At 68.2% G+C, this 21,468-nt stretch carries 12 protein-coding genes; 6 read left to right on the top strand and 6 right to left on the bottom strand.

Features of this window, described 5'->3' with window-relative positions:
- Nucleotides 1-10: 10 nt before the first annotated feature.
- From ACUDP5_RS06045 to ACUDP5_RS06060, 4 genes are all read right to left on the bottom strand, one after another.
- Nucleotides 11-1,147, bottom strand: a complete 1,137-nt coding sequence (locus ACUDP5_RS06045; protein WP_263910390.1) for a C45 family peptidase — start codon at nucleotides 1,145-1,147, stop codon at nucleotides 11-13.
- Between the two features lie 422 nt (nucleotides 1,148-1,569).
- Complete coding sequence (locus ACUDP5_RS06050) at nucleotides 1,570-3,126, bottom strand: efflux transporter outer membrane subunit (protein WP_445658377.1); 1,557 nt, start codon at nucleotides 3,124-3,126, stop codon at nucleotides 1,570-1,572.
- Nucleotides 3,127-3,128: 2 nt separating this feature from the next.
- Complete coding sequence (locus ACUDP5_RS06055) at nucleotides 3,129-6,299, bottom strand: efflux RND transporter permease subunit (RefSeq protein ID WP_445658378.1); 3,171 nt, start codon at nucleotides 6,297-6,299, stop codon at nucleotides 3,129-3,131.
- Nucleotides 6,296-7,402: an efflux RND transporter periplasmic adaptor subunit gene (locus ACUDP5_RS06060; protein WP_445658379.1), complete on the bottom strand. Its 1,107-nt coding sequence runs from the start codon at nucleotides 7,400-7,402 to the stop codon at nucleotides 6,296-6,298. Before ACUDP5_RS06060 ends, ACUDP5_RS06055 begins: the two co-directional genes overlap by 4 nt.
- 160 nt (nucleotides 7,403-7,562) lie before the next feature.
- Here ACUDP5_RS06060 and ACUDP5_RS06065 point away from each other — a divergent pair, with 160 nt between their 5' ends.
- The 6 genes from ACUDP5_RS06065 to ACUDP5_RS06090 all read left to right on the top strand — a co-directional run bounded on the left by ACUDP5_RS06065 (nucleotide 7,563) and on the right by ACUDP5_RS06090 (nucleotide 16,929).
- The gene (locus ACUDP5_RS06065; RefSeq protein ID WP_263910396.1) at nucleotides 7,563-8,186 is read left to right on the top strand and encodes a TetR/AcrR family transcriptional regulator; all 624 of its coding nucleotides are present in this window, start codon (nucleotides 7,563-7,565) and stop codon (nucleotides 8,184-8,186) included.
- Nucleotides 8,187-8,314: 128 nt separating this feature from the next.
- On the top strand, nucleotides 8,315-10,285 hold the full coding sequence (locus tag ACUDP5_RS06070) for a BCCT family transporter (protein ID WP_263910397.1): 1,971 nt from the start codon (nucleotides 8,315-8,317) through the stop codon (nucleotides 10,283-10,285).
- 202 nt (nucleotides 10,286-10,487) lie between these two features.
- Complete coding sequence (locus tag ACUDP5_RS06075) at nucleotides 10,488-11,624, top strand: efflux RND transporter periplasmic adaptor subunit (protein WP_445658380.1); 1,137 nt, start codon at nucleotides 10,488-10,490, stop codon at nucleotides 11,622-11,624.
- A gap of 16 nt (nucleotides 11,625-11,640) precedes the next feature.
- Nucleotides 11,641-14,751 (top strand): MexW/MexI family multidrug efflux RND transporter permease subunit, encoded by a 3,111-nt coding sequence (locus tag ACUDP5_RS06080; protein WP_445658381.1) that lies wholly within the window; start codon nucleotides 11,641-11,643, stop codon nucleotides 14,749-14,751.
- A 10-nt stretch (nucleotides 14,752-14,761) separates the two neighbouring features.
- Entirely contained in the window at nucleotides 14,762-16,216 is a 1,455-nt protein-coding gene (locus ACUDP5_RS06085; protein ID WP_445658382.1) for an efflux transporter outer membrane subunit, read from the top strand.
- Between the two features lie 53 nt (nucleotides 16,217-16,269).
- Entirely contained in the window at nucleotides 16,270-16,929 is a 660-nt protein-coding gene (locus ACUDP5_RS06090) for a helix-turn-helix transcriptional regulator (RefSeq protein WP_445658383.1), read from the top strand.
- Nucleotides 16,930-16,941: 12 nt separating this feature from the next.
- Here ACUDP5_RS06090 and oprZ read toward each other — a convergent pair whose 3' ends face one another.
- Entirely contained in the window at nucleotides 16,942-18,333 is a 1,392-nt protein-coding gene (oprZ, locus tag ACUDP5_RS06095) for a multidrug efflux RND transporter outer membrane subunit OprZ (protein ID WP_445658384.1), read from the bottom strand.
- On the bottom strand, nucleotides 18,330-21,467 hold the full coding sequence (gene axyY / locus ACUDP5_RS06100; protein ID WP_263910404.1) for a multidrug efflux RND transporter permease subunit AxyY: 3,138 nt from the start codon (nucleotides 21,465-21,467) through the stop codon (nucleotides 18,330-18,332). The genes oprZ and axyY overlap by 4 nt, the downstream gene beginning before the upstream one ends.
- Nucleotide 21,468 lies beyond the last annotated feature (1 nt).

A 21,468-nucleotide genomic window follows, 5' to 3' on the forward strand; every position in this document is an offset into this window, starting at 1 on the left:
CGGCCTGGGATCAAGCGGCGGCCAGCAGTTCGGGTTCGGCGGTGAGGCTGTAGCGGGTGAACGTGCGGTTCAGCGCGGGCAGCGGGGCGACTTCCATCAGGCCGGCGGCCGGCTCCATAATGACCATGGACACGGTGGCGGACAGGTTGTCGTGGCTGCCAGGGCGCGGCGGGCGGCAGACCGAGTACGGGGCGCCGAAGTCGTCGAACAGGGCGCGCTTGAGGTCTTCGCGGGTGAGCTTGTCTTTTTCGTTCAAGAGGCGGCGCACGCGCCAGTCGCGGTAGGCGCTTTCCGGGGTGCTGGCGCGGCCGGTGTCGCGCAGCTTGCCCAGGGCGACTTCGCTGACCCAGTGGTTGGCGTGCACGATCAGGTCGTCGCTGCCGGGGTAGATGGGGAAGGCCTCATCGGTGGTGCATTCGTAGTCGACGCCGAAGCCGGCGGCCATGCCGATCATGATGTTGTTCGAGCAGGACTTGGGCGTGGTGCTGACGGCCTTGATGGCCAGGGCGAAGTGTTCCTGTTCGAGCACTTTGCGGCGGATCAGCGACAGCGGCACGCCAAGCTGGCGGAAGTCGCGGTCGGATTCCAGGTAGTTGGCGGTGATGGACACGCCGGCGCTGTTCAGGCCGCTGCGGGCCAGGCCGCCGGCTTCGACGAAGGTGAGGATGTCGGGGCCGTTGTCGTTGCGCACCCGCAGCACGATGGCGGTGTCGACGCATTCGGCGCGCCAGTCCCAGTTCTGGCCGTGGATCAGGCGGCCATTGGCCGAGCGCGTGGGCAGGATGAGGGCGCCGGTGCAGCCATCGCCGGGTTCGAGTTCGGCGGCCTTTTTCTTTTCGGCGCGGGCCTTGGCGATGACTTCGGTGCGGGCGTTGACCATCACGATGTCTTCGAACGGCACGTTGGCGCCGGCGGCGATGCCGCGCATTTCTTCCAGGTAGTGCGGCGCGAAGTTCTCGATTTCGCGGGCAAAGCTGGTGATCAGCTGGGTGCGCGCCATGGCGTCATAGCCCAGGTCGACCAGGGTCTGGCCGTACATGGCGGCGCTTTTGCGCACGCGGTCGGCAGCCTGCTGGCCGTAAGCGCGGCCACGGGCTTCGGGGGTACCGGAAACCGATACGAACGGAAATTGGGTGATCTGGGTCATGAACGGATAGCGGCGCGAGGGCGCCGTGCAGTCGGGGGGGAAGGGGAGGATGAAAAAATATTAGCTTATTTTGGCGCCAAAAATACCCAGGGTTTGCCCGGGGGCGCCTAGCCGGGGGCGCCTAGCCGGGGGCGCCTGGCTGGGGACGCCTGGCTGGGAACGCCGAGCCGGGAGACGCCGAGCCGGGAGACGCCGAGCCGGGAGACGTCGACCCGCGGGCACTGAGCGAGAAAGGCATTCCATGCGGCCAGGCTGAACGCCATCGTGCAGGACCAGCCCACCGCGCTGCCACAGGCGGCGCGGCGATCGAATCGGCTGGCGCAGGCGTTGCGCATCAAGGCACAGGCCCCCGCGCTGGAAGCGTCGGGGGCCTGTGCGGGGCAGCCTTGGCGCCGCGTGTCAGCGCGGGGCTTGGCGGGGATTTACTGCTGCTGCTGCTGCTGCTGCTGCTGCTGCTGCGAGGGCGGCACGGTCGCGGTCGAATTGGCCGTGCCGTCCGCCGGCGCCGTGCCGGCCTGGGCCGTCGCCTGCGGCGCCCGCAGGGGCGAGCCCATGGCCTGGAACAGCGCCGCCGTTTCCGTCAGCCGGGCGCTGGCGTATTCCACTTCGCGCACCCGCGCGGCGACGTAATGCTGCTCGCTGGCGTAGGCCGTGTACGGCGCCAGCGCGCCCAGGCGGACCTGGCTGGCGGTGTTGCGGTGCGATTGCTCGGCCGCCCGGCGCGACGCTTCGGCCGAGGCCAGCGCCTGCCCGTCGGCGTCCAGCCGCGCCAGCGTGTCCGCCACGTCGCGGAACGCCGTCAGCACGGTCTGCTTGTATTGCAGCACCGAGGCTTCGTAACGTTCCTTGGCCGCGCTGCGTTCGGCCAGCAGCGCGCCGCCATGGAAGATCGGTTGCGTCAGCGACGCGCCCACCGCCCAGATCGACCCCGCGCCGGACAGCGCGGCAGGCCAGCTGAAGCCGCCCTTGCCCATGGAGGCCGACAGCGACAGGCTGGGGAACAGCTGCGCGGTGGCTACGCCGACGTCGGCGGCGGCGGCTTGCAGCACGGCTTCGGCGATGTGGATGTCAGGCCGGGCGGCCAGCAGTTCGGATGGCACCAGCACCGGCACTTCAGGCGGCACGGCCAGCATGCCGAAGGCCAGATCGGGCGGCGCCTGGTCGGGGCTGCGGCCCATCAGCACGGCCAGCGCGTGGCGCGTGGTCTGCCATTGCGCCCGCAGGCCGGGCAGGGACGCTTCCAGCGTGGCGGCATCCTGGTCGGCCTGCAAGGCATCGTTCTGCGAGGCCGATCCCAGTTCGTAGCGGCGCTGCGTGTCGCGCGCCACCTGGCGCGACAGCACGACCTGCTTTTCGGTCAACGCGACGCGTTCGGCCAGCGACGCCGACGTGATGGCGCCGGTGACGATGTTGCCGGCCAGCGAACGGCGCGCCGATTCCAGCTGGAACGCCTGCTGCTCGACCTTGGCCGCGCGCGATGCGTTTTCAAAGCGCGCCGCGCCGAACAGGTCCAGGTCGTATTTGGCCTGGATCTGGCCGGTGAAGACGTTGTAGAGCGCAGTGGGTTCGGCCAGGTTGGGCATGGTCAGCGCACGTTTGCGCGTGACGTCGGTGCCCGCGTCGATGGACGGCAGCAGCGACGAATTGACCTGTCCGCGCAGTTGTTCGCGGGCGCCGGCCAGGTTGCGTTCGGCGGCAGCCAGGTCGGGGCTGTTGGCCAGGCCTTCCTCGACCATGGCGTTCAGCGCGTCCGAGCCATAGCGTTTCCACCATTCGGGCACCGGGCGCGCGCCTTGCTCGTAGCGCTGCGCCACGCCCTGGGCGGGGGCGCCGGCGGCGGGCAGGGCCTCTACGCCATAGTGCGTGGGCGCGGCCAGCGCCGGCGGCTTGCTGTCGGGGGCGAAGGCGCAGGCGCCCAGCGCCAGCACCAGGGGCAGCGCGGCCAGGCGCCAGGCGGGGGCGGGGTGACGGGGTTGCATCGTCAGGCTCCTCGTACGGCGGTATCGCCGGCATTGGCGCCGGGCGGCACGCCTTCGGGTTCATCGCGTTCGTCGTGGCGCACGCGGAACCAGGCCGCGTACAAGGCGGGCAGGAAGAACAGCGTCAGCACGGTGGCGCTGGTGATGCCGCCCATCAGGGCGGTGGCCATGGGGCCGAAGAAGTTGCTGCGCAACAGCGGAATCAGCGCCAGCACAGCGGCCGCGGCGGTCAGGGTGATGGGGCGGAAACGCCGCACCGTCGCCCCGACGATCGCATCCACCCGCTTGTGGCCGGCGCGGATGTCCTGCTCGATCTGGTCCACCAGGATCACCGAGTTGCGCATGATGATGCCGAACATCGCGATCACCCCCAGCATCGCCACGAAGCCGAAGGGCTTGCCGAACAGCAGCAGCGCCGCCACCACGCCGATCAGGCCCAGCGGCGCGGTCAGCACCACCATCAGCACGCGGGCGAAGCTTTGCAGCTGCACCATCAGCAGGGTCAGCACCGCCACGACCATGATCGGCATCTGCGCATTGATGGACGACTGGCCCTTGGCGCTTTCCTCGACCGGGCCGCCGACCTCGATGCGATAGCCCACGGGCAGTTCGGCCCGCAACGCGTTCAGCTTCTTGTCGATGGCGTGGGTGACGTCGATGCCCTGGGCGCCGCTCTTGACGTCGGCCTGCACGGTAATGGTGGGTTGGCGGTCGCGTTCCCAGATCACGCCGTATTCCAGGCCGTAGCGCACGTGGCCCAGGCTGCCCAGCGGCACCGGGCCGTTGGGCGTGGGCATGGCCAGGGTGGCCAGCCGGGCGGGGTCGATGCGTTCGTCGTTGGGCGCGCGCAGGCTGACGTTGATGAGCTTGTCGCGTTCGCGGTATTGCGTCACCGTGTAGCCCGACAGCGTCATGGCCAGGAAGCTGGAAATGTCGTTCGACGTGACGCCGACCTCGCGCGCTTTCTGCTGATCGATGTCGAACCGCACCGAGCGTTCGGATGGCTCGTCCCAGTCGAACTGCGTGTTGACCGAGCGGCTGTCCGCGCGGACCTCGGCGGCCACCTTCTCGGCCACCTGGCGCACGTCGGCAATCTTGTCGCCGCTGACACGGAACTGCACCTGAAAGCCCACGGGCGGGCCGTTCTCCAGCCGCGACAGGCGGCTGCGGATCGCCGGGAACTGCTCGTGCAGCATGGGTTCGAGCCAGCGGGCCAGCTTTTCGCGTTCTTCCACCGAGTTCGCGGTAATGACGATCTGGGCGAAATTGGGCGTGGCCAGCTGCTGGTCCAGCGGCAGGTAGAAGCGCGGCGCGCCGGTGCCCACGAAGCTCACCGAATGGGCGATCTCGGGACGGCCGTCCAGCGCCTTTTCCAGCCGTTCCACCTGGCGCAGCGTGGCGGCGAACGACGCGCCCTCCTGCAGCCGTACGTCCACCAGCAGCTCGGTACGGTCCGAACTGGGGAAGAACTGCTGCGGCACCAGGCCGAAGCCAGCCATCGACACGACGAAGATCACGATGGTGGCCAGCAGCACGCGCCAGCGGCGATCCACGCACCACGCCACCCAGCCGCGCAGGCGCTGGTAGAAGCGGGTGTTGTAGATGTCGTGCTCGTGGTCATCGGGCAGGTGGGCCTCGCGCTTGCGTTCGGGCAGCATGCGATAGCCCAGCAGCGGAATCAGCACCACGGCCGCGAACCACGAGGTGATCAGCGCAATCGCCGACACCTGGAAGATGGAACGGGTGTACTCGCCGGTGCTGGACTTGGCCAGCGCGATCGGCAGAAAGCCCGCCACCGTCACCAGCGTGCCGGTCAGCATCGGGAAGGCGGTGCTGGTGTAGGCATAGGCGGCGGCGCGCGCGCGGCTCCAGCCCTGTTCCAGCTTCACCGCCATCATCTCGACCGCAATGATGGCGTCGTCCACCAGCAGGCCCAGCGCCAGCACCAGCGTGCCCAGCGACACCTTGTGCAGGCCGATGCCGAATACATCCATGAACAGCGCCGTGATGGCCAGCACCACGGGAATGGAAATCACCACCACCATGCCGGTGCGCAGACCCAGCGACACCAGGCTGACGATCAGCACGATGGCGACGGCCTCGGCCACCGAACGCAGGAATTCATCGACCGAGAACGACACGGCCTTGGGCATGCTCGACACTTCGGTCAGCGTCAGGCCGGCAGGCAGCCGGGCCTTCAATTCGCCGAACTTGGCGTCCAGCGCACGGCCCAGGTGCACCACGTCCTGCCCCGGCTGCATCGTGATGCCGATGCCCAGCACCGGCTGGCCGCCGGTACGCATCTGCTCGGTCGGCGGGTCGTCGTAGCCGCGATGGATGGTGGCGATGTCACCGAGCCGGATCGACTTGCCGTTCACGCGGATCAGCGTTTCGGCCAGGGCGCGGGTATCGCTGAACTGGCCGCTGGGCCGCACGAAGATGCGGTCGTCGGCGGTCGTGAGCGTGCCGGCGCTGGCCACCGCGTTCTGGCTGTTGATGGCCTCGGCGATCTGTTGCGGCGACACGCCCAGGCGTGTCAGCTGGGTATTGCTGATCTCGATGTAGACGTGCTCGGGCTGGTCGCCGAAGTAATCCACCTTGGCCACGCCCGGCACGCGCAACAGCACCGTGCGCAGGTTGTCGGCGTAGTCGCGCAGCTGGGCCGGCGAAAAGCCGTCGCCCGCCAGCGTGTAGATGTTGGTGTAGACGTCGCCGAATTCATCATTGAAGAACGGCCCTTGCACGCCTTGCGGCAGCGTGGCGCCGATGTCGCCGACCTTCTTGCGCACCTGGTACCACTCATTGGCGACCTCGCTGGCCGGCGCCGAGTCTTTCATGGTGAAGAAGATCAGCGATTCGCCCGGGCGCGAATAGCTGCGCATGAAGTCCGTGGACGGCGTTTCCTGCAGCTTCTTGGCGATGCGGTCGGTGACCTGTTCCTGTACCTGCTGCGCGGTGGCGCCGGGCCACAGGGTCTTGATGACCATCACGCGGAACGTGAAGGGCGGGTCTTCGGACTGCGCCAGCCGCGAATACGACAGCACGCCGAACAGCGTCACCAGGGTGATGAGGAAGATCACCAGCGGCTGGTGCCGCAGGGCCCAGGCCGACAGGTTGAACTTGCCTTCTTCGTGGCGATGCGCGTCGGGATGTTCGGGAACCGGCGCGCTCATGATGCGAAGTCCTCGGGGTGCAGCGGCGGCACCGCCTGGACTTTCTGGCCCGCCGACACGGCGTGCACGCCTTGCCAGACCACCCGTTCTCCGGCCTGCACGCCTTGCGACAGCGTGACGGTGCGCGCGTCGTAGCGCAGCACCTGCACGCGGCGCAGTTCCAGCGTGTCTTCCTGCGGCTTGACCACCCAGACGGCGGGTTCGGTGCCGTCATGGAACAGTGCGGTGGCCGGCACGGTGTAGGTGACGGCGCCGTTGGCCTGGCGGTTGTCGAAGCTGATGTTGGCCGTCATGCCCAGCCGCACCTCGGGCGGGGGCGATTCGAGGGTCAGCTTGGCGCGGTAGGTGCGGCTTTGCGGGTCGGCCGCCGGCGCGATCTCGCGCAGCACGGCGTTGAAGGTCTTGCCGGGCAACGGCGCCAGCGTGACGGTGGCACGCTGGCCGATGGTCAATCCGGCCAGCACGCTTTCGGGCACGTCGCACAGGGCGTCGACATCGCCGGACCAGGCCAGGTTGTAGACCGCCTGGCCGGCGCTGACGTTCTGGCCGGTGTCGGCCTGCTCGGCGGTAATCACGCCGGCGTGGTCGGCCTGCAACGTCGTGTACTTGAGCTGGTCCGCCGACAGGGCGGCCTGCTGCTGCGCCTGGTCGCGCTGCGCCAGGGCCGAGGCGTAGGCGTTGCGGGTCTGTTCCAGCTGGTTCGCGGCGATCAGGTTTTCCTTGGCCTGGGCGCGGTCGCGGTCCAGCTGCTGCTTGGCGTAGTCCAGCTGGTGCTGGGCGGCCGACAACTGGGCGCGCGCGCTGGCGGCGTTCTTGGTGGCGTCGGCCGGGTCCAGCCTGGCGACCACCTGGCCGGGTTTGACCGTGTCGCCCAGGCGCACCAGGCGTTCGACGATCTTGCCGCCCACGCGGAACGACAGGGGCGTGCTGTAGCGTGCCTGCACTTCGCCGGGCAGGGTCCAGGCGGGCAGGGTGGCGTCGGCCTTGGCGGGCATGGCCACGACAGGCCGCGGCGCGGGCGCCTCGGGTTCTTTGCTGCCGCAGCCGGTCAGGGCCACTGCCAGAGTCAGCGCGGCAAGCGCGCCAGGGACAGGGAAATTCACGAAACACCTCGCGACGCGGGCAGGAAGAGAGACGGGTGCGAGGCGGCCTTCACAGGCTGTCGAGACGCGCTGGCAATCCGATACGGCATGGATTCTAATGCAGCAATGTATTCAAATACAAGTGTGAATCTGAAATGCGAGGCGGTGCTAGAATCGCCCCATGTCAAAAGTCCGCCTTACCCGAGAGCAAAGCCGCGACCAGACGCGCCAGCGCCTGTTCGATGCCGCGCAATCGATCTTCCTGTCCAAGGGTTTCGTCGCCGCCAGCGTCGAAGACATCGCCGAGCTTGCCGGTTACACGCGCGGCGCGTTCTATTCCAATTTCGGCAGCAAATCCGAACTGTTCCTGCAACTGCTCAAGCGCGACCACGAAAACGTGATGGCCGACATGCGCGCCATCTTCGAAGCCGGCGAAACCCGCGAGCAGATGGAAGCCAGCGTGCTGCAGTACTACAGCACCCATTTTCGCGACAACGAGTGCTTCCTGCTCTGGATGGAAGCCAAGCTGCAGGCCGCCCGGGACCCTGAATTCCGCGTCGGGTTCACCGCCTGTCTGCGCGAATTGCGTGAAGCCACCACCGAATACGTCAGCCAGTTCTCCGAACGCGTCGGCACGCCGTTGCCGCTGCCGGCCCGCGAACTGGCCATCGGCCTGTTGGCCCTGTCCGACGGCATGCAGTTCAGCGCCGCGTTCGACCCGCAAGGGGTGCCCCCGGAAACCACCGAAGCGGTGCTGGCGGGGTTTTTCCGCCGGGTCGTGTTCGGCGAGCGCGACCCCGGCTAGGGGCCGGCCACCCGCCCGCCGCGTTGTCAGACGGGGGCGCGGCATGATAGTAATAGCGGCGGCGCGCCGGCTGGACTGAGGGGGCCAGCGCCGCAGCCACGCATCCCTCGGGCGAAAGGAGCGGCAGCATGTCTTCAGAAACCCGACCATCCACCATCAACCGACCGGTATTCTTCTCGGCCGCGTTGTTCACCCTGTTGCTGGTGGGCTTTGCCATCACGGCGCCCAAGACCGCGCAGAACCTGTTCGACACCATCCAGCGCTGGATCCTGGGCAATGCCAGCTGGTTCTACATCCTGGTGGTCGCCATCATCCTGCTGTCGGTGGCCTTCCTGGCCATCAGCCGCTATGGCGACATCAAGCTGGGGCCCGACCACAGCGAGCCCGACTATCGCAATTTCACCTGGTTCGCCATGCTGTTCTCGGCCGGCATGGGCATCGGGCTGATGTTCTTCGGCGTGGCCGAGCCGGTCATGCACTTCATGTCGCCGCCGGTGGGCGAGGGCGCAACCGCCGCCGCGGCGCGCGAGGCCATGAAGATCACGTTCTTCCACTGGGGCCTGCACGCCTGGGCCATCTACGCGGTGGTGGCGTTGACGCTGGCATTCTTCAGCTTTCGCCACGGGCTGCCGCTGACCCTGCGTTCGGCCCTGTACCCGCTGATCGGCAACCGCATCCACGGCCCCATCGGCCATGCGGTCGACGTCTTCGCCATCATCGGCACGGTGCTGGGCGTGGCCACGTCGCTGGGCCTGGGCGTGGCGCAGATGAACAGCGGCCTGAACCACCTGTTCGGCATTCCGGTGGGCGTGATTCCGCAGATCATCCTGATCCTCATCACCTGCGGCCTGGCGACCCTGTCGGTGGCCAGCGGGCTGGACAAGGGCATCCGCATCCTGTCCGAGGCCAACATGGTGCTGGCGGTGATCCTGCTGCTGTTCGTGCTGGTGGCCGGTCCCACCGTGTTCCTGCTGCAGACCTTCGTGCAGAACACCGGCGCCTACCTGTCCGACATCGTCAACAAGACCTTCAACCTGTATGCCTACGAGCCGTCCGACTGGATCGGCGGCTGGACGCTGTTCTACTGGGGCTGGTGGATTGCGTGGTCGCCGTTCGTGGGGCTGTTCATCGCCCGCATCTCGCGCGGCCGCACCATCCGTGAATTCGTCAGCGGCGTGCTGCTGGTGCCGGCCGGCTTTACGCTGTTCTGGATGACGGTGTTTGGCGACACCGCCATCCACTTCATCCTGGTCGACGGGGTCAAGGGCTTCGCCGAAACGGTCAAGGACGACAACGCCCTGGCGCTGTTCGCCTTCTTTGAATTGCTGCCCTTCAGCAGCATCATGTCGATTTTCGCCATCGCCATGGTGGCCGTGTTCTTCGTCACCTCGGCCGACTCCGGCGCGCTGGTGGTCGACCTGCTGGCCTCCGGCGGCGCCGACCGCACGCCGGTGTGGCAGCGCATCTTCTGGTCGCTGTCGATGGGCGCGGTGGCCATTGCGCTGCTGCTGGCCGACGGCCTGACGGCGTTGCAGACGGCCACCATCGCCAGTGCGCTGCCGTTCTCGATCATTCTGCTGCTGTCGCTGTGGGGGCTGTTCAAGGCGCTGAAGCTGGACGCCACCAAGCGCGGCATCCGCTACCAGTCGCTGACCCTGTCGCGGCCGACGCGCGGCGGTCAGTCGTGGGAACGGCGGCTGCGCAACATGGTCATGATGCCGCGGCGCGCCCACGTGGTGCGTTTCGTGTCCGACGTGGTGACGCCCGCGCTGGAGGACGTGGCCGACGAATTGCGCAAGCAGGGCTACGACGTCGCGGTCAAGGAAGACGCCGACCAGGGCAGCGCGGTGCTGGAAGTGAACCACGGCGAACACCTGGACTTCTTCTATTCGGTGCAGCCGCGGGCCTTCGTGCGCCCCAGCCTGACCCCCGAAGAGGCGGCCGACGAGGAAGAACGCAAGTATTTCCGCGCCGAGGTCCACCTGCGCGAAGGCGGTCAGGACTACGACATCATGGGCTGGAGCCGCGATGCGGTCATCGGCGACATCCTGGACCAGTACGAACGCCACCGCCATTACCTGCACATGGTGCGCACCTAGACGCTTGGGACGCCCGGTCGGTCCCACTGCCGGCCAGGCCGCCTTTTCCCCCACTTCCCGATCTCCCGCCGCCGGCCTCGCGCCGGCGGCTTTTTTTCGTCGATAGGATTCATTAATCCTCAACATTACTTTAGGTATTTTGACTTCCTGCGTGATTTCGCGGATTATCCAAGTCATTCCTTTGATAAATAGCGAGCGAATCATGAAGGCAACATCTGGCGCATGGGCGGCCGGCATCCTGGTCGTGGCGGTGGTGGCGGGCGGCGGCCTGTATTGGAAGTTCGGCGGGGCGTCGCACAAGGGCGGCTGGGCCATGGCGCCGGCCAAGGTCGCGGTGGCCCCCGCCATCCAGGCGGATTTCCCGGTGGCGCTGTCGGGCATCGCCTCGCTGGAGGCGACCCGCCAGGTGCTGGTGCCCGCCGAAGTGGACGGCCGGGTGGCGCAGATTCTGTTCACCGCCGGCGAGCGGGTGCGCGCCGGCCAGCTGCTGGTGCAACTGAACGACGCGCCCGAACAAGGCGAGCTGGCCCGGCTGCAGGCCCAGGCCAGGAACGCGCGGGCCCTGCTGGACCGCACCCGCCGCCTGGTGCCGCTGCAGGCCGCCACCCGCGAGCAACTGGACCAGGCCCAGGCCGACTACGACCAGGCCGCCGGGGACATCAAGCGCATCCAGGCGCTGATCGAGCAAAAGCGCATCAAGGCGCCGTTTGACGGCGTGCTGGGCGTGCGCCGCGTGAACCTGGGCCAGTTTGCGCGCGCCGGCGACCCGCTGGTGTCGCTGACCGACGCGGCCAGCGTCTACGCCAACATCACGTTGCCCGAGCAGGCCCTGGGGGCGCTGCGGGCCGGCCAGCCGGTGGCGGTGACGGTCGATGCCCACCCCGACCGCGTGTTCGAAGGCGCCGTCACCACCATCGAGCCGCAGATCGATCCCGGTTCGCGCACCGTGCGCGTGCAGGCCACCCTGGCCAATGCCGACGGCGCACTGGCCGCCGGCATGTTTGCCCATGGCAAGGTGGTGCTGCCGCCGCGCCCGGGCGTGATCACCGTGCCGGAAACCGCCGTCAGCTACAGCGCCTACGGCGATTCGGTCTATGTCGTGTTGCCGCCCAAGGCGGGCGACGCCTCGGCGCCGCCGACCGTGGCCCAGGCCTATGTGCAGACCGCCGAACGTGCCCAGGGGCGGGTGGTGGTGACCAAGGGCCTGAAGCCCGGCGACCGGGTCGTGACCTCGGGCCAACTGCGCCTGCACAACGGCGCGGCCGTCGAGATCAGCGCCCAGGACACCGTGGCGCTGGATGCCGGCGCCGCGCCCCAATCCGTGGCGCAAGCCCGGTGAGCGCACGGAGCCTGACATGACATTCACCGATCTGTTCGTCCGTCGGCCCGTGCTGGCGCTGGTGGTCAGCACGCTGCTCCTGCTGATGGGGCTGCGTGCCCTGAGCGGCCTGCCGATACGCCAGTATCCGCTGACCGAAAGCACCACCATCACCATCACTACGCAATACCCGGGCGCCTCGCCCGACCTGATGCAGGGCTTCGTCACGCAGCCCATCGCGCAGTCCGTCGCCACGGTCGAAGGCATCGACTACCTGTCGTCGTCATCGATCCAGGGGCGCAGCGTGATCACCGTGCGCATGAAACTGAACGCCGATTCCAACAAGGCCATGACCGAGGTCATGGCCAAGGTCAACGAAGTCAAATACCGCCTGCCGCAGGATGCCTACGACCCCGTGCTGGTCAAGTCGGCCGGCGAAGCCACGGCCGTGGCCTACGTGGGCTTTTCCAGCACCACCATGGCGCTGCCAGCCCTGACCGACTACCTGTCGCGCGTGGTGCAGCCGCAGCTGTCGTCCATCGAAGGGGTAGCCAGCGTGGAACTCTACGGCGGCCAGAAGCTGGCGATGCGGATCTGGCTGGACCCCAACCGCCTGGCGGCGCGCGGCATCTCGGCCGGCGAGCTGGACGGGGCCCTGCGCCAGAACAACGTGCAGGCCGCGCCCGGCCAGGTCAAAGGCCTGTACGTGGCGTCCAACATCAAGGTCAACACCGATCTGGTCAACGTGGCGGAGTTTCGCGACATGGTCGTCAAGCGCGACGGCGACGCGATCGTGCGCCTGGGCGACGTGGCGACCGTGGAACTGGGCGCGGCCTCGACCGATTCCAGCGGCCTGATGGACGGCGAGCCGGCGGTGTACTTCGGCCTGAATGCCACGCCGGTCGGCAACCCGCTGGTGATCGTCAAGCGGCTCAATGAACTGCTGCCCAACATCAAGCGGAACCTGCCGCCGGGCACCAGCGTGCAGGTGCCGTTCGAGCTGGCGCGTTTCATCAGCGCATCGATCGACGGCGTGGTGCATACGCTGATGGAAGCCATCATTATCGTGGTGGCGGTGATCTTCCTCTGCCTGGGGTCGTTGCGCGCCGTGTTGATTCCGGTGGTGACGATTCCGCTGTCGATGCTGGGCGGCGCCGCCATCATGGCGCTGTTCGGCTTCAGCGTGAACCTGTTGACGCTGCTGGCCATGGTGCTGGCCATCGGCCTGGTGGTGGACGACGCCATCGTGGTGGTCGAGAACGTGCACCGCCACATCGAAGAAGGCAAATCCCCGGTGCGCGCCGCGCTGATCGGGGCGCGGGAAGTGGCGGGCCCCGTGATCGCGATGACCATCACGCTGGCGGCGGTGTATGCGCCCATCGGCCTGATGGGCGGGCTGACGGGGTCGCTGTTCAAGGAGTTCGCCTTTACCCTGGCGGGCGCCGTGGTGGTGTCGGGCGTGATCGCGCTGACGCTGTCGCCCGTGATGAGCTCGTTCATGCTCAACAGCCACGTGTCCGAAGGCTGGATGGCGCGCCGCGCCGAGCGCTTCTTCAACCGGCTGGGCGACGCATACGGCCGCCTGCTGGACGTGTCGCTGCACCACCGCTGGGTGACGGGCCTGGTGGCTGCGGCGGTGCTGATCAGCCTGCCGTTCCTGTACAACGCCGCCCAGCGCGAACTGGCGCCGGTCGAAGACCAGTCCACCGTGCTCACGGCCATCAAGTCGCCGCAGCAGGCCAACATCGACTACGTCGAGAAGTTCGGCAAGAAGTGGGACGACGTCATGGCCACGTTGCCCGAGCAAAAGGGTCGCTGGCTGATCAATGGCTCGGACGGCGTGGCCAACAGCATCGGCGGTGTCGACTTTGTGGACTGGCAGGACCGCAAGCGTTCGGCCGACCAGATCCAGGCCGACATGCAGGCCCGGGTGAACCAGATCGAAGGCAGCAACATCTTCGCCTTCCAGCTGCCGCCGCTGCCGGGGTCGACCGGGGGCCTGCCGGTGCAGATGGTCATCATGAGCGCGTCCGACTATCCCGTGGTGTACGAGGCCATGGAAACCCTGAAGAAGGCGGCCCGTGAAAGCGGCCTGTTCATGGTGGTCGACAGCGACCTGGACTACAACAACCCCGTGGTGCAGCTGAAGGTGGACCGCGCCAAGGCCAACAGCCTGGGCGTCACCATGAAGGCCGTGGGCGATACGCTGGCCGTACTGGTGGGGGAAAACTACGTCAACCGCTTCGGCATGGATGGCCGCTCGTACGACGTGATTGCGCAAAGCCTGCGGCAGCAGCGCATCTCGCCGGAATCGCTGGCGCAGTACTACGTCAAGAGCGCCAGCGGCGCGCAGGTGCCGCTGTCCACCATCGTGTCGGTGTCGATGGGCGTCGAACCCAACAAGCTGACCCAGTTCAACCAGCTCAACGCGGCCACCTTCCAGGCCATTCCGATGCCGGGCGTGACCATGGGCGACGCGGTGCAGTTCCTGACGCGCCAGGCCCAGGCGCTGCCGGCCGGCTTCAGCTACGACTGGCAGTCGGATGCCCGCCAGTTCAGCCAGGAAGGCTCGGCGCTGATGATCACCTTCATCTTTGCCATCATCGTCATCTACCTCGTGCTGGCGGCGCAGTACGAAAGCCTGCGCGACCCGTTCATCATCCTGGTGAGCGTGCCGTTGTCCATCTGCGGTGCGCTGATTCCGCTGGCGCTGGGCATGGCCACCATCAATATCTATACGCAGATCGGGCTGGTGACGCTGATCGGGCTGATCAGCAAGCACGGCATCCTGATGGTGGAATTCGCCAACGAGATGCAGGTCAGCCACGGGCTGGATCGCCGCAGCGCCATGGAGCAGGCCGCCCGCATCCGCCTGCGCCCCATCCTGATGACCACCGCCGCCATGGTGGTGGGCCTGATCCCGCTGCTGTTCGCCAGCGGGGCCGGCGCCCACAGCCGCTACAGCCTGGGCCTGGTGATCGTGGTGGGCATGCTGGTGGGCACGCTGTTCACGCTGTTCGTGCTGCCCACCGTCTACACCGTGCTGGCCCGCGACCACCGCGCCGCCAGCGACACGCCGCGTGCCCGTGAATTGGCCCAGGCGCAGGCCGAAGATGCGCCGCCACCGCCGCCGCTTGTGCTGCATTGAGGAAACGACCATGAAACATCCCGAACTACCCCTGCGCTTGCGTCGCGGCGTCGTGACGCTGCTGGCCGCGCTGGCCGCCGCCGGCTGCGCCGTCGGTCCCGATTACCAGAAGCCGCAAGACGCGCCGGTGACGCTGGCCAGCCCGGAACAGGCGCTGTTTTCCAGCGATCGCGTGCAGGCGGACTGGTGGAAGCAGTTGCAGGACCCGCAACTGGACCGCCTGATCGCCCTGGCGCTGCAGCGCAACCACGACATCCGCATCGCCCAGGCCCGTCTGGCCGAATCGCGCGCCGTGCTAGACGAGAAACAACTGGACCAGCTGCCCACGGTGACGCTGGGCGGGAGTTTCGAGCGCAGCCTGTCGCAGGCCAACCCGGGCGTGACGGGGCGGCGCAACCTGGCCGAGAGCTACCGCGCCGGCTTCGATGCCACCTGGGAAATCGACCTGTTCGGCCGCCTGCGGCGAGCGGCCGAAGGTGCCGCGGCGCGCAGCGAGGCCCAGGCCGCCGATTTGGCGCAGGCGCGCATCGTGGTGGCGGCGGAGGTGGCGCGCAACTACTTCGAGCTGCGCGGCGCCGAACAGCGCCTGGCGGTGGCGCGCGCCAACCTGGACAGCCAGCGCGACAGCCTGCGCGTGATCCAGGCGATGGTGTCGGCCGGCCGCGGCGACGAAGGCGACCTGGCCAGCGCTCGCGCCGAACTGGAAACGGTCCAGGCCAGCGTGCCGGTACAGGAAACCGCCCGGCGCCTGGCGCGTTACCGCCTGGCGGTGCTGGCGGGCCTGCGGCCGGTGGAACTGGGCGAGTTGGACACGTCCACCCCGCAAGCGCCGCTGGCGGCGCGCCTGCCCATCGGCGATGTCGGCGCCTTGCTGGCCCGCCGGCCCGACGTGGCGGCCGCCGAGCGCAACCGTGCCGCCGCCAATGCCGACGTGGGCGTGGCGACTGCCGAGCTGTATCCGCGCATCGACCTGGGCGGCTTCCTGGGCTTCGTGGCGCTACGCGGCGGCGATCTCGGTTCGGCGGCGAGCCGGGCCTTCAGCGTGACGCCGGGCGTGAACTGGCCGGCGTTCAACCTGCCCACGGCCCAGGCCCGCAAGCGCGCGGCGCAGGCGCGTTCACAAGGCGAGGCGGCGCGCTACGAACAGACGGTATTGCAGGCGGTCGAGGAACTGGAAGGGGCGCTGACGCAGTACGGCCAGACCCAGCAGCGTCTGGGCAACCTGGCCGAGGCCGCCGCGCACAGCCGCCGCGCAGCAGACCTGGCAAGACTGCGCTACCGCGAAGGCAGCACGTCGTACCTGACGGTGCTGGACGCACAGCGTACCTTGCTGCGCGCCCAGGACGCCGTGGCAGTGGCCGAGACGGCGTCCTACACCAGCCTGGTGGCGCTGTACAAGGCGCTGGGCGGAGGCTGGGAGGCACCCGCCGGGGCGGACGACGCCCAGTCGGTCCCCGCCAGCTGACCCGGGGGAGCGGTTCGTGGCACCATAGGGGCTTGGCGCCTAACCGTTATTCCATGTCCGACGATCTGTCCAAACCCATTGCCTGGCAGCCGCACCAGCCTGCGGACCGCGTGCTCATGACGCTGAAGACGCGCGGTCCGCAGTCGGTTGCGGCCATCGCGCGCCAGTTGGAGGTCACGGCCGAAGCCGTGCGCCAGCAGATGACGCGGCTGCATGCCGACGGCCTGGTCGACTCGGAAAGCCGCAGCGCCGGGCGCGGGCGGCCGACCCAGATCTGGTTCCTGACCGACGCCGGCCACCGCCGCTTTCCCGACACCCACGCCGACATGACGGTGCAGATGATCAATGCCGTGCGCCAGGTGTTCGGCGAAGACGGCGTGGACAAGCTGATATCCGTGCGTGAAACCGCCATGCTGGCCAGCTACCGGCAGGCGCTGGCCGGCGCCGCCACGCTCGAAGATCAGTTGCAGCGGCTGGTGCAGCAGCGTTCTGCCGAAGGCTACATGGCCGAAATGCGCCGCGACGGCGATGATTTCCTGTTCATCGAAAACCACTGTCCCATCTGTGCGGCGGCCCAGGCCTGTATGGGCTTTTGCCGCAGCGAACTGGAACTGTTCCGCCAGGCGCTGGGCGAGGGCGTGCGCATCGAACGTGAAGAACACATCCTGCTGGGCGCACGCCGCTGCGCCTACCGCGTCAGCGCGCGCCCCTGACGGCCGGCGGCGCTACGACGCCGGATCGCGGCCGTCATCCCAGCCGCCCAGGGCCTTGTACAGATCCACCGCATTGACCAGGCGGCGCTGTTGCAGCCGGATGTATTCCTGTTCCGAATCGAACAGGCTGCGCTGGGCTTCCAGCATTTCCAGGTAGTCGGCCACGCCGCGGGCGTAACGGCGCTCGGCCAGCCGCTGGCGTTCGCGGTCGGCGTCGCGCACTTTGCGCTGGGCCTCGATCTGGTCGCGCAACGCGTCGCGGGCTGACAGGGCGTCGGCCACGTCGCGGAACGCGGCCTGCACGCTGCCTTCGTATTGCGCCACGGCAATGTGCTGGCGCGTTTCGGCCAGCGACAGGTTGGCCCGGTTGCGGCCGGCGTTGAAGATCGGCAGCGTCAGGCGCGGCGCGAAGGTCCAGTTGCCGGTGCCCCCGCTGAACAGATCCGAAAAGCTGCCGGCGGTGGTGCCGATGTCGGTCGTCAGTTGCACCGACGGGAAAAAGGCCGCGCGCGCCGCGCCGATGTCGGCGTTGGCGGCCCGCAGCATATTCTCGGCCTGGCGCAGGTCGGGGCGGCGCATCAGCAGGTCCGACGGCAGGCCGGCCGCCAGCGGCGTCAGGCGCTGGCTTTCCAGCGGCGCCGGGTCGATGCCCGCCGCCAGCGAGAAATCTCCCGCCAGCAGGCCCAGCGCGTGTCGCGCCAGGCTGGCCTCGCGGGTCAGCTCGGCGCGGGTGGCGCGCGAGGTTTCCACCAGCATTTCAGCGGTGCGCAGGCCAATGGCGGTTTCCAGCCCGGCCTCGTAGCGGCGCCGAGTCAGCTTCAGCGTCGTCTCGCGCAGCGCCAGTGTGCTGTCCGTCAGTCGCAGTTGTTCGGCCAGCGACCGCTGGTTGAAGTAGGCCGTGGCGGTCTCGGCCACCAGCGCCAGCGTGGCGGCGCGATGCGCCTCGGCGCTGGCCAGGTAACGCGACAGCGCCGCGTCGGACAGGCTTTTCACGCGGCCGAAGAAATCCAGCTCGAAAGCCGTGATGCCCACGGCGGCGCGGTAGCGGTTGGCGACCGGCATGCGCGGCTGGCCGGGTTCCACGGTGCGGCCGCGGCTGAATTCGCCGCTGCCGTCGATGGCCGGCAGGCGTTCCGACTGCTGCACGCCATACAGCGCGCGCGCCTCTTCGATGCGCAGCGCCGCCACGCGCAGGTCGCGGTTGTTGGCCAGCGCGGCCTCGATCCAGGCTTGCAGCGCGGGGTCGTTGAAATAGGCGCGCCAGTCTTGCGGCGGCGCGGCCTGGCCGGCTTGCGCCGGCGTGTCGTACTGCGCCGGCACGGGCGCCGCGGGGCGCTCATGCGTCGGCGCCAGCGAGCAGCCGGACAAGGCCAGCGCCAGCAGGGTCATGGCCATGGGCTTCATGGCGTGGTCTCCAGCGATTCGCGGGCCTGGGGCCGCGCGGGGCGGGCGCGCATGCCAACCATGCGCCCCACGATAAGAAAGAACAGCGGCACCAGGAACACCGCCAGCACGGTGGCCGTGATGATCCCGCCCAGCACGCCGGTGCCGATGGCCGCCTGCGCGCCGGACGCGGCGCCGGTGGCCAGCGCCAGCGGCAGCACGCCCACGCCGAACGCCAGCGAGGTCATCACGATGGGGCGCAACCGCAGCCGCGCCGCTTCCAGCGTGGCCGACAGAATGCCCTGGCCATCGCGCACCAGGTCCTTGGCCACTTCCACGATCAGGATCGCGTTCTTGGCCGACAGGCCGATGGTGGCGATCAGGCCGACCTTGAAGTAGATGTCGTTGGGCATGCCGCGCACCGTCACGCCCAGCAGCGCGCCAATGACGCCCAGCGGCACCACCAGAATCACGGCCAGCGGGATGGACCAGCTTTCGTACAGCGCGGCCAGGGCCAGGAACACGATCAGCACCGACAGCGCGAACAGCACCGGCGCCTGGTTGCCGGACAACCGTTCTTCGTACGATTGCCCGGACCAGTCAAAGCCGATGCCGCGCGGCAGTTCGGCCGCCAGCGATTCCATCGCCCGCATGGCCTCGCCGCTGCTGTGGCCCGGCGCCGCCGACCCGTTCAGGGTGAACGACGGAAAGCCGTTGTAGCGGTTCAGTTGCGGCGGCCCCATGTCCCATTTCAGCGTGGCGAACGCCGACAGCGGCACCATCTGGCCTTGCAGGTTGCGCACGTGCAGGCGCGAAATGTCGTCGACGTCGACGCGGCGCTTGCCATCGGCCTGCACCATCACGCGCCGCACCTGGCCGTTCAGCATGAAGTCGCCGATATAGTCCGACCCATACATCACCGCCAGCGCGGTGTTGATCTCGTCGATCGGCACGCCCATGGCCTGCGCCTTGTCGCGGTCCACGCGCAGTTGCAGCTGCGGCGCCTCTTCCTGGCCGGCGAATACCACTTCGGTCAGCGCCGGATGCCTGGCGGCGGCCGCCAGCAATTTCTGGCGCGCCTCGGTCAGGGCCTGGTAGCCCAGGCCGCCGCGGTCCTGCAGCCGGAAGTCAAAACCCGACGTCGATCCCAGATCGGGCAGCGGGGGCGAGTTCAACGCGAACACCATCACGTTCTTGCGCCCGGCAAACGCCTCGTTGATGCGCTTGACCACCGCGTCGACGTGCAGCGCCGCGTCGCGGCGTTCCTTCCAGTCCTTCAGCGTCACGAAGAACATGGCCGAATTCGGGCCGCTGCCGTACTGGCTGAAGCCGTTGACCGAATACACGTACTGCACCGGCTCGTGCTCCATCATGTAGCGTTCCACGTCCTTCACCACGGCCATGGTCTCGGCCTGGGGCGAACCTTGCGGCAGGATCACCATGGCCATGAAGCTGCCTTGGTCCTCGTCCGGCAGGAATGACGACGGCAGCCGCGCGAACAGCAGCGCGGCCACGCCGATCACCAGCAGGTAGGCCAGGCCGAAGCGCACCGGCCGCGCCAGCACGCCCGACACCCGTGCCGTGTAGCGCACCGTCAGGCGCGCGAAGGCGCGGTTGAACCAGCCGAAGAAACCGCGCTTTTCGTGGTGGCCGGCGGGAATCGGCTTGAGCAGGCTGGCGCACAGCGCCGGCGTCAGCGACAGCGCCAGGAAGGCCGAAAAGGCGATCGACACGGCGAGCGTCACGGCGAACTGGCGGTAGATGTTGCCCACCGCGCCGTCAAAGAACGCCATCGGCACGAATACCGACACCAGCACCACCGTGATGCCGACGATGGCGCCGCTGATCTGGCCCATCGCCTTGACCGTGGCATCGTGCGGCGACAGGCCTTCTTCGGCCATGATGCGTTCGACGTTCTCGACCACCACGATGGCGTCGTCCACCAGGATGCCGATGGCCAGCACCATGCCGAACATGGTCAGCACGTTGATGGAATAGCCCAGCGCCAGCATCACGCCCAGCGTGCCCAGCAGCGCCACCGGTACCACCAGCGTCGGAATCAGCGTGGCGCGCAGGTTCTGCATGAACAGGTACATCACGCAGAACACCAGCGCCACGGCTTCCAGCAGCGTCATCAGCACCTTCTGGATCGAGATCTCGACGAACGTCGAGGTCTCGTAAGGAATATCCCAGGTGACGCCGGGCGGGAAGTACTGCGCCAGCTCGCGCATCGTGTCGCGGATGCGGCGGGTGGTCTCGACCGCGTTCGACCCCGGCGCCAGCTTGATGCCCAGGCCGGTGCCGGTCAGGCCGTTCACGCGCGACAGGTACATATAGTCGGTGCCGCCCAGCTCCACCCGCGCCACGTCCTTCAGGCGCAGGGTGGCGCCGCCCGGTTGCGCCCGCAGCGGGATATTGCCGAACTGTTCGGGCGTGTGCAGGGATTCGCCGGCCACGATGCTGGCGTTCAGCGGCGCGTCTTTCGGCACGGCCTGGTTGCCCAGTTCGCCGATGGTGACGCGGGCGTTGTGGCTGCGCAGCGCCGTCACGATGTCGCCCGGCGTCAGCGACAGCGCGGTCAGCTTGGCCGGGTCCGGCCAGATGCGCATCGCCGCTTCCGCGCCGAACGACTGCACCTTGCCCACGCCTTCCACGCGCCGCAACGCCTGCAACACGTTGGACGCGGCCAGTTCGCCCAGCTGCATGTCGTCCAGGCTGCCGTCGGATTTCAGCGACACCACCAGCTGGATGTTGTCGGCGGCCTTTTCCACCCGCACGCCGTCGCGGCGCACGGATTCGGGCAGGCGCGGCTCGACCGCCTTCAGACGGTTCTGCACTTCCACCGCCGCGATGTCGGGGTTGGTGCCCTGCTTGAAAGTCAGGTTGATGCTGGCCCAGCCGGTCGAATCGCTGCTGGACGAGGTGTACATCAGGCCCGGGGCGCCGTTCATCTCGCGTTCGATGATGGCGGTGACGGCCTCTTCGACCACCTTGGCCGAGGCGCCCGGGTAGCTGGCGCCGATGTTCACGACGGGCGGAGCGATGTCCGGATACTGCGCCACCGGCAGCGCGCGGATCGACAATAGGCCGACCAACGCGATCAGCAGCGAGATCACCCACGCGAATACGGGGCGATCAATAAAGAAACGCGCCATG

The organism is Achromobacter sp. NCFB-sbj8-Ac1-l, from assembly GCF_052695805.1.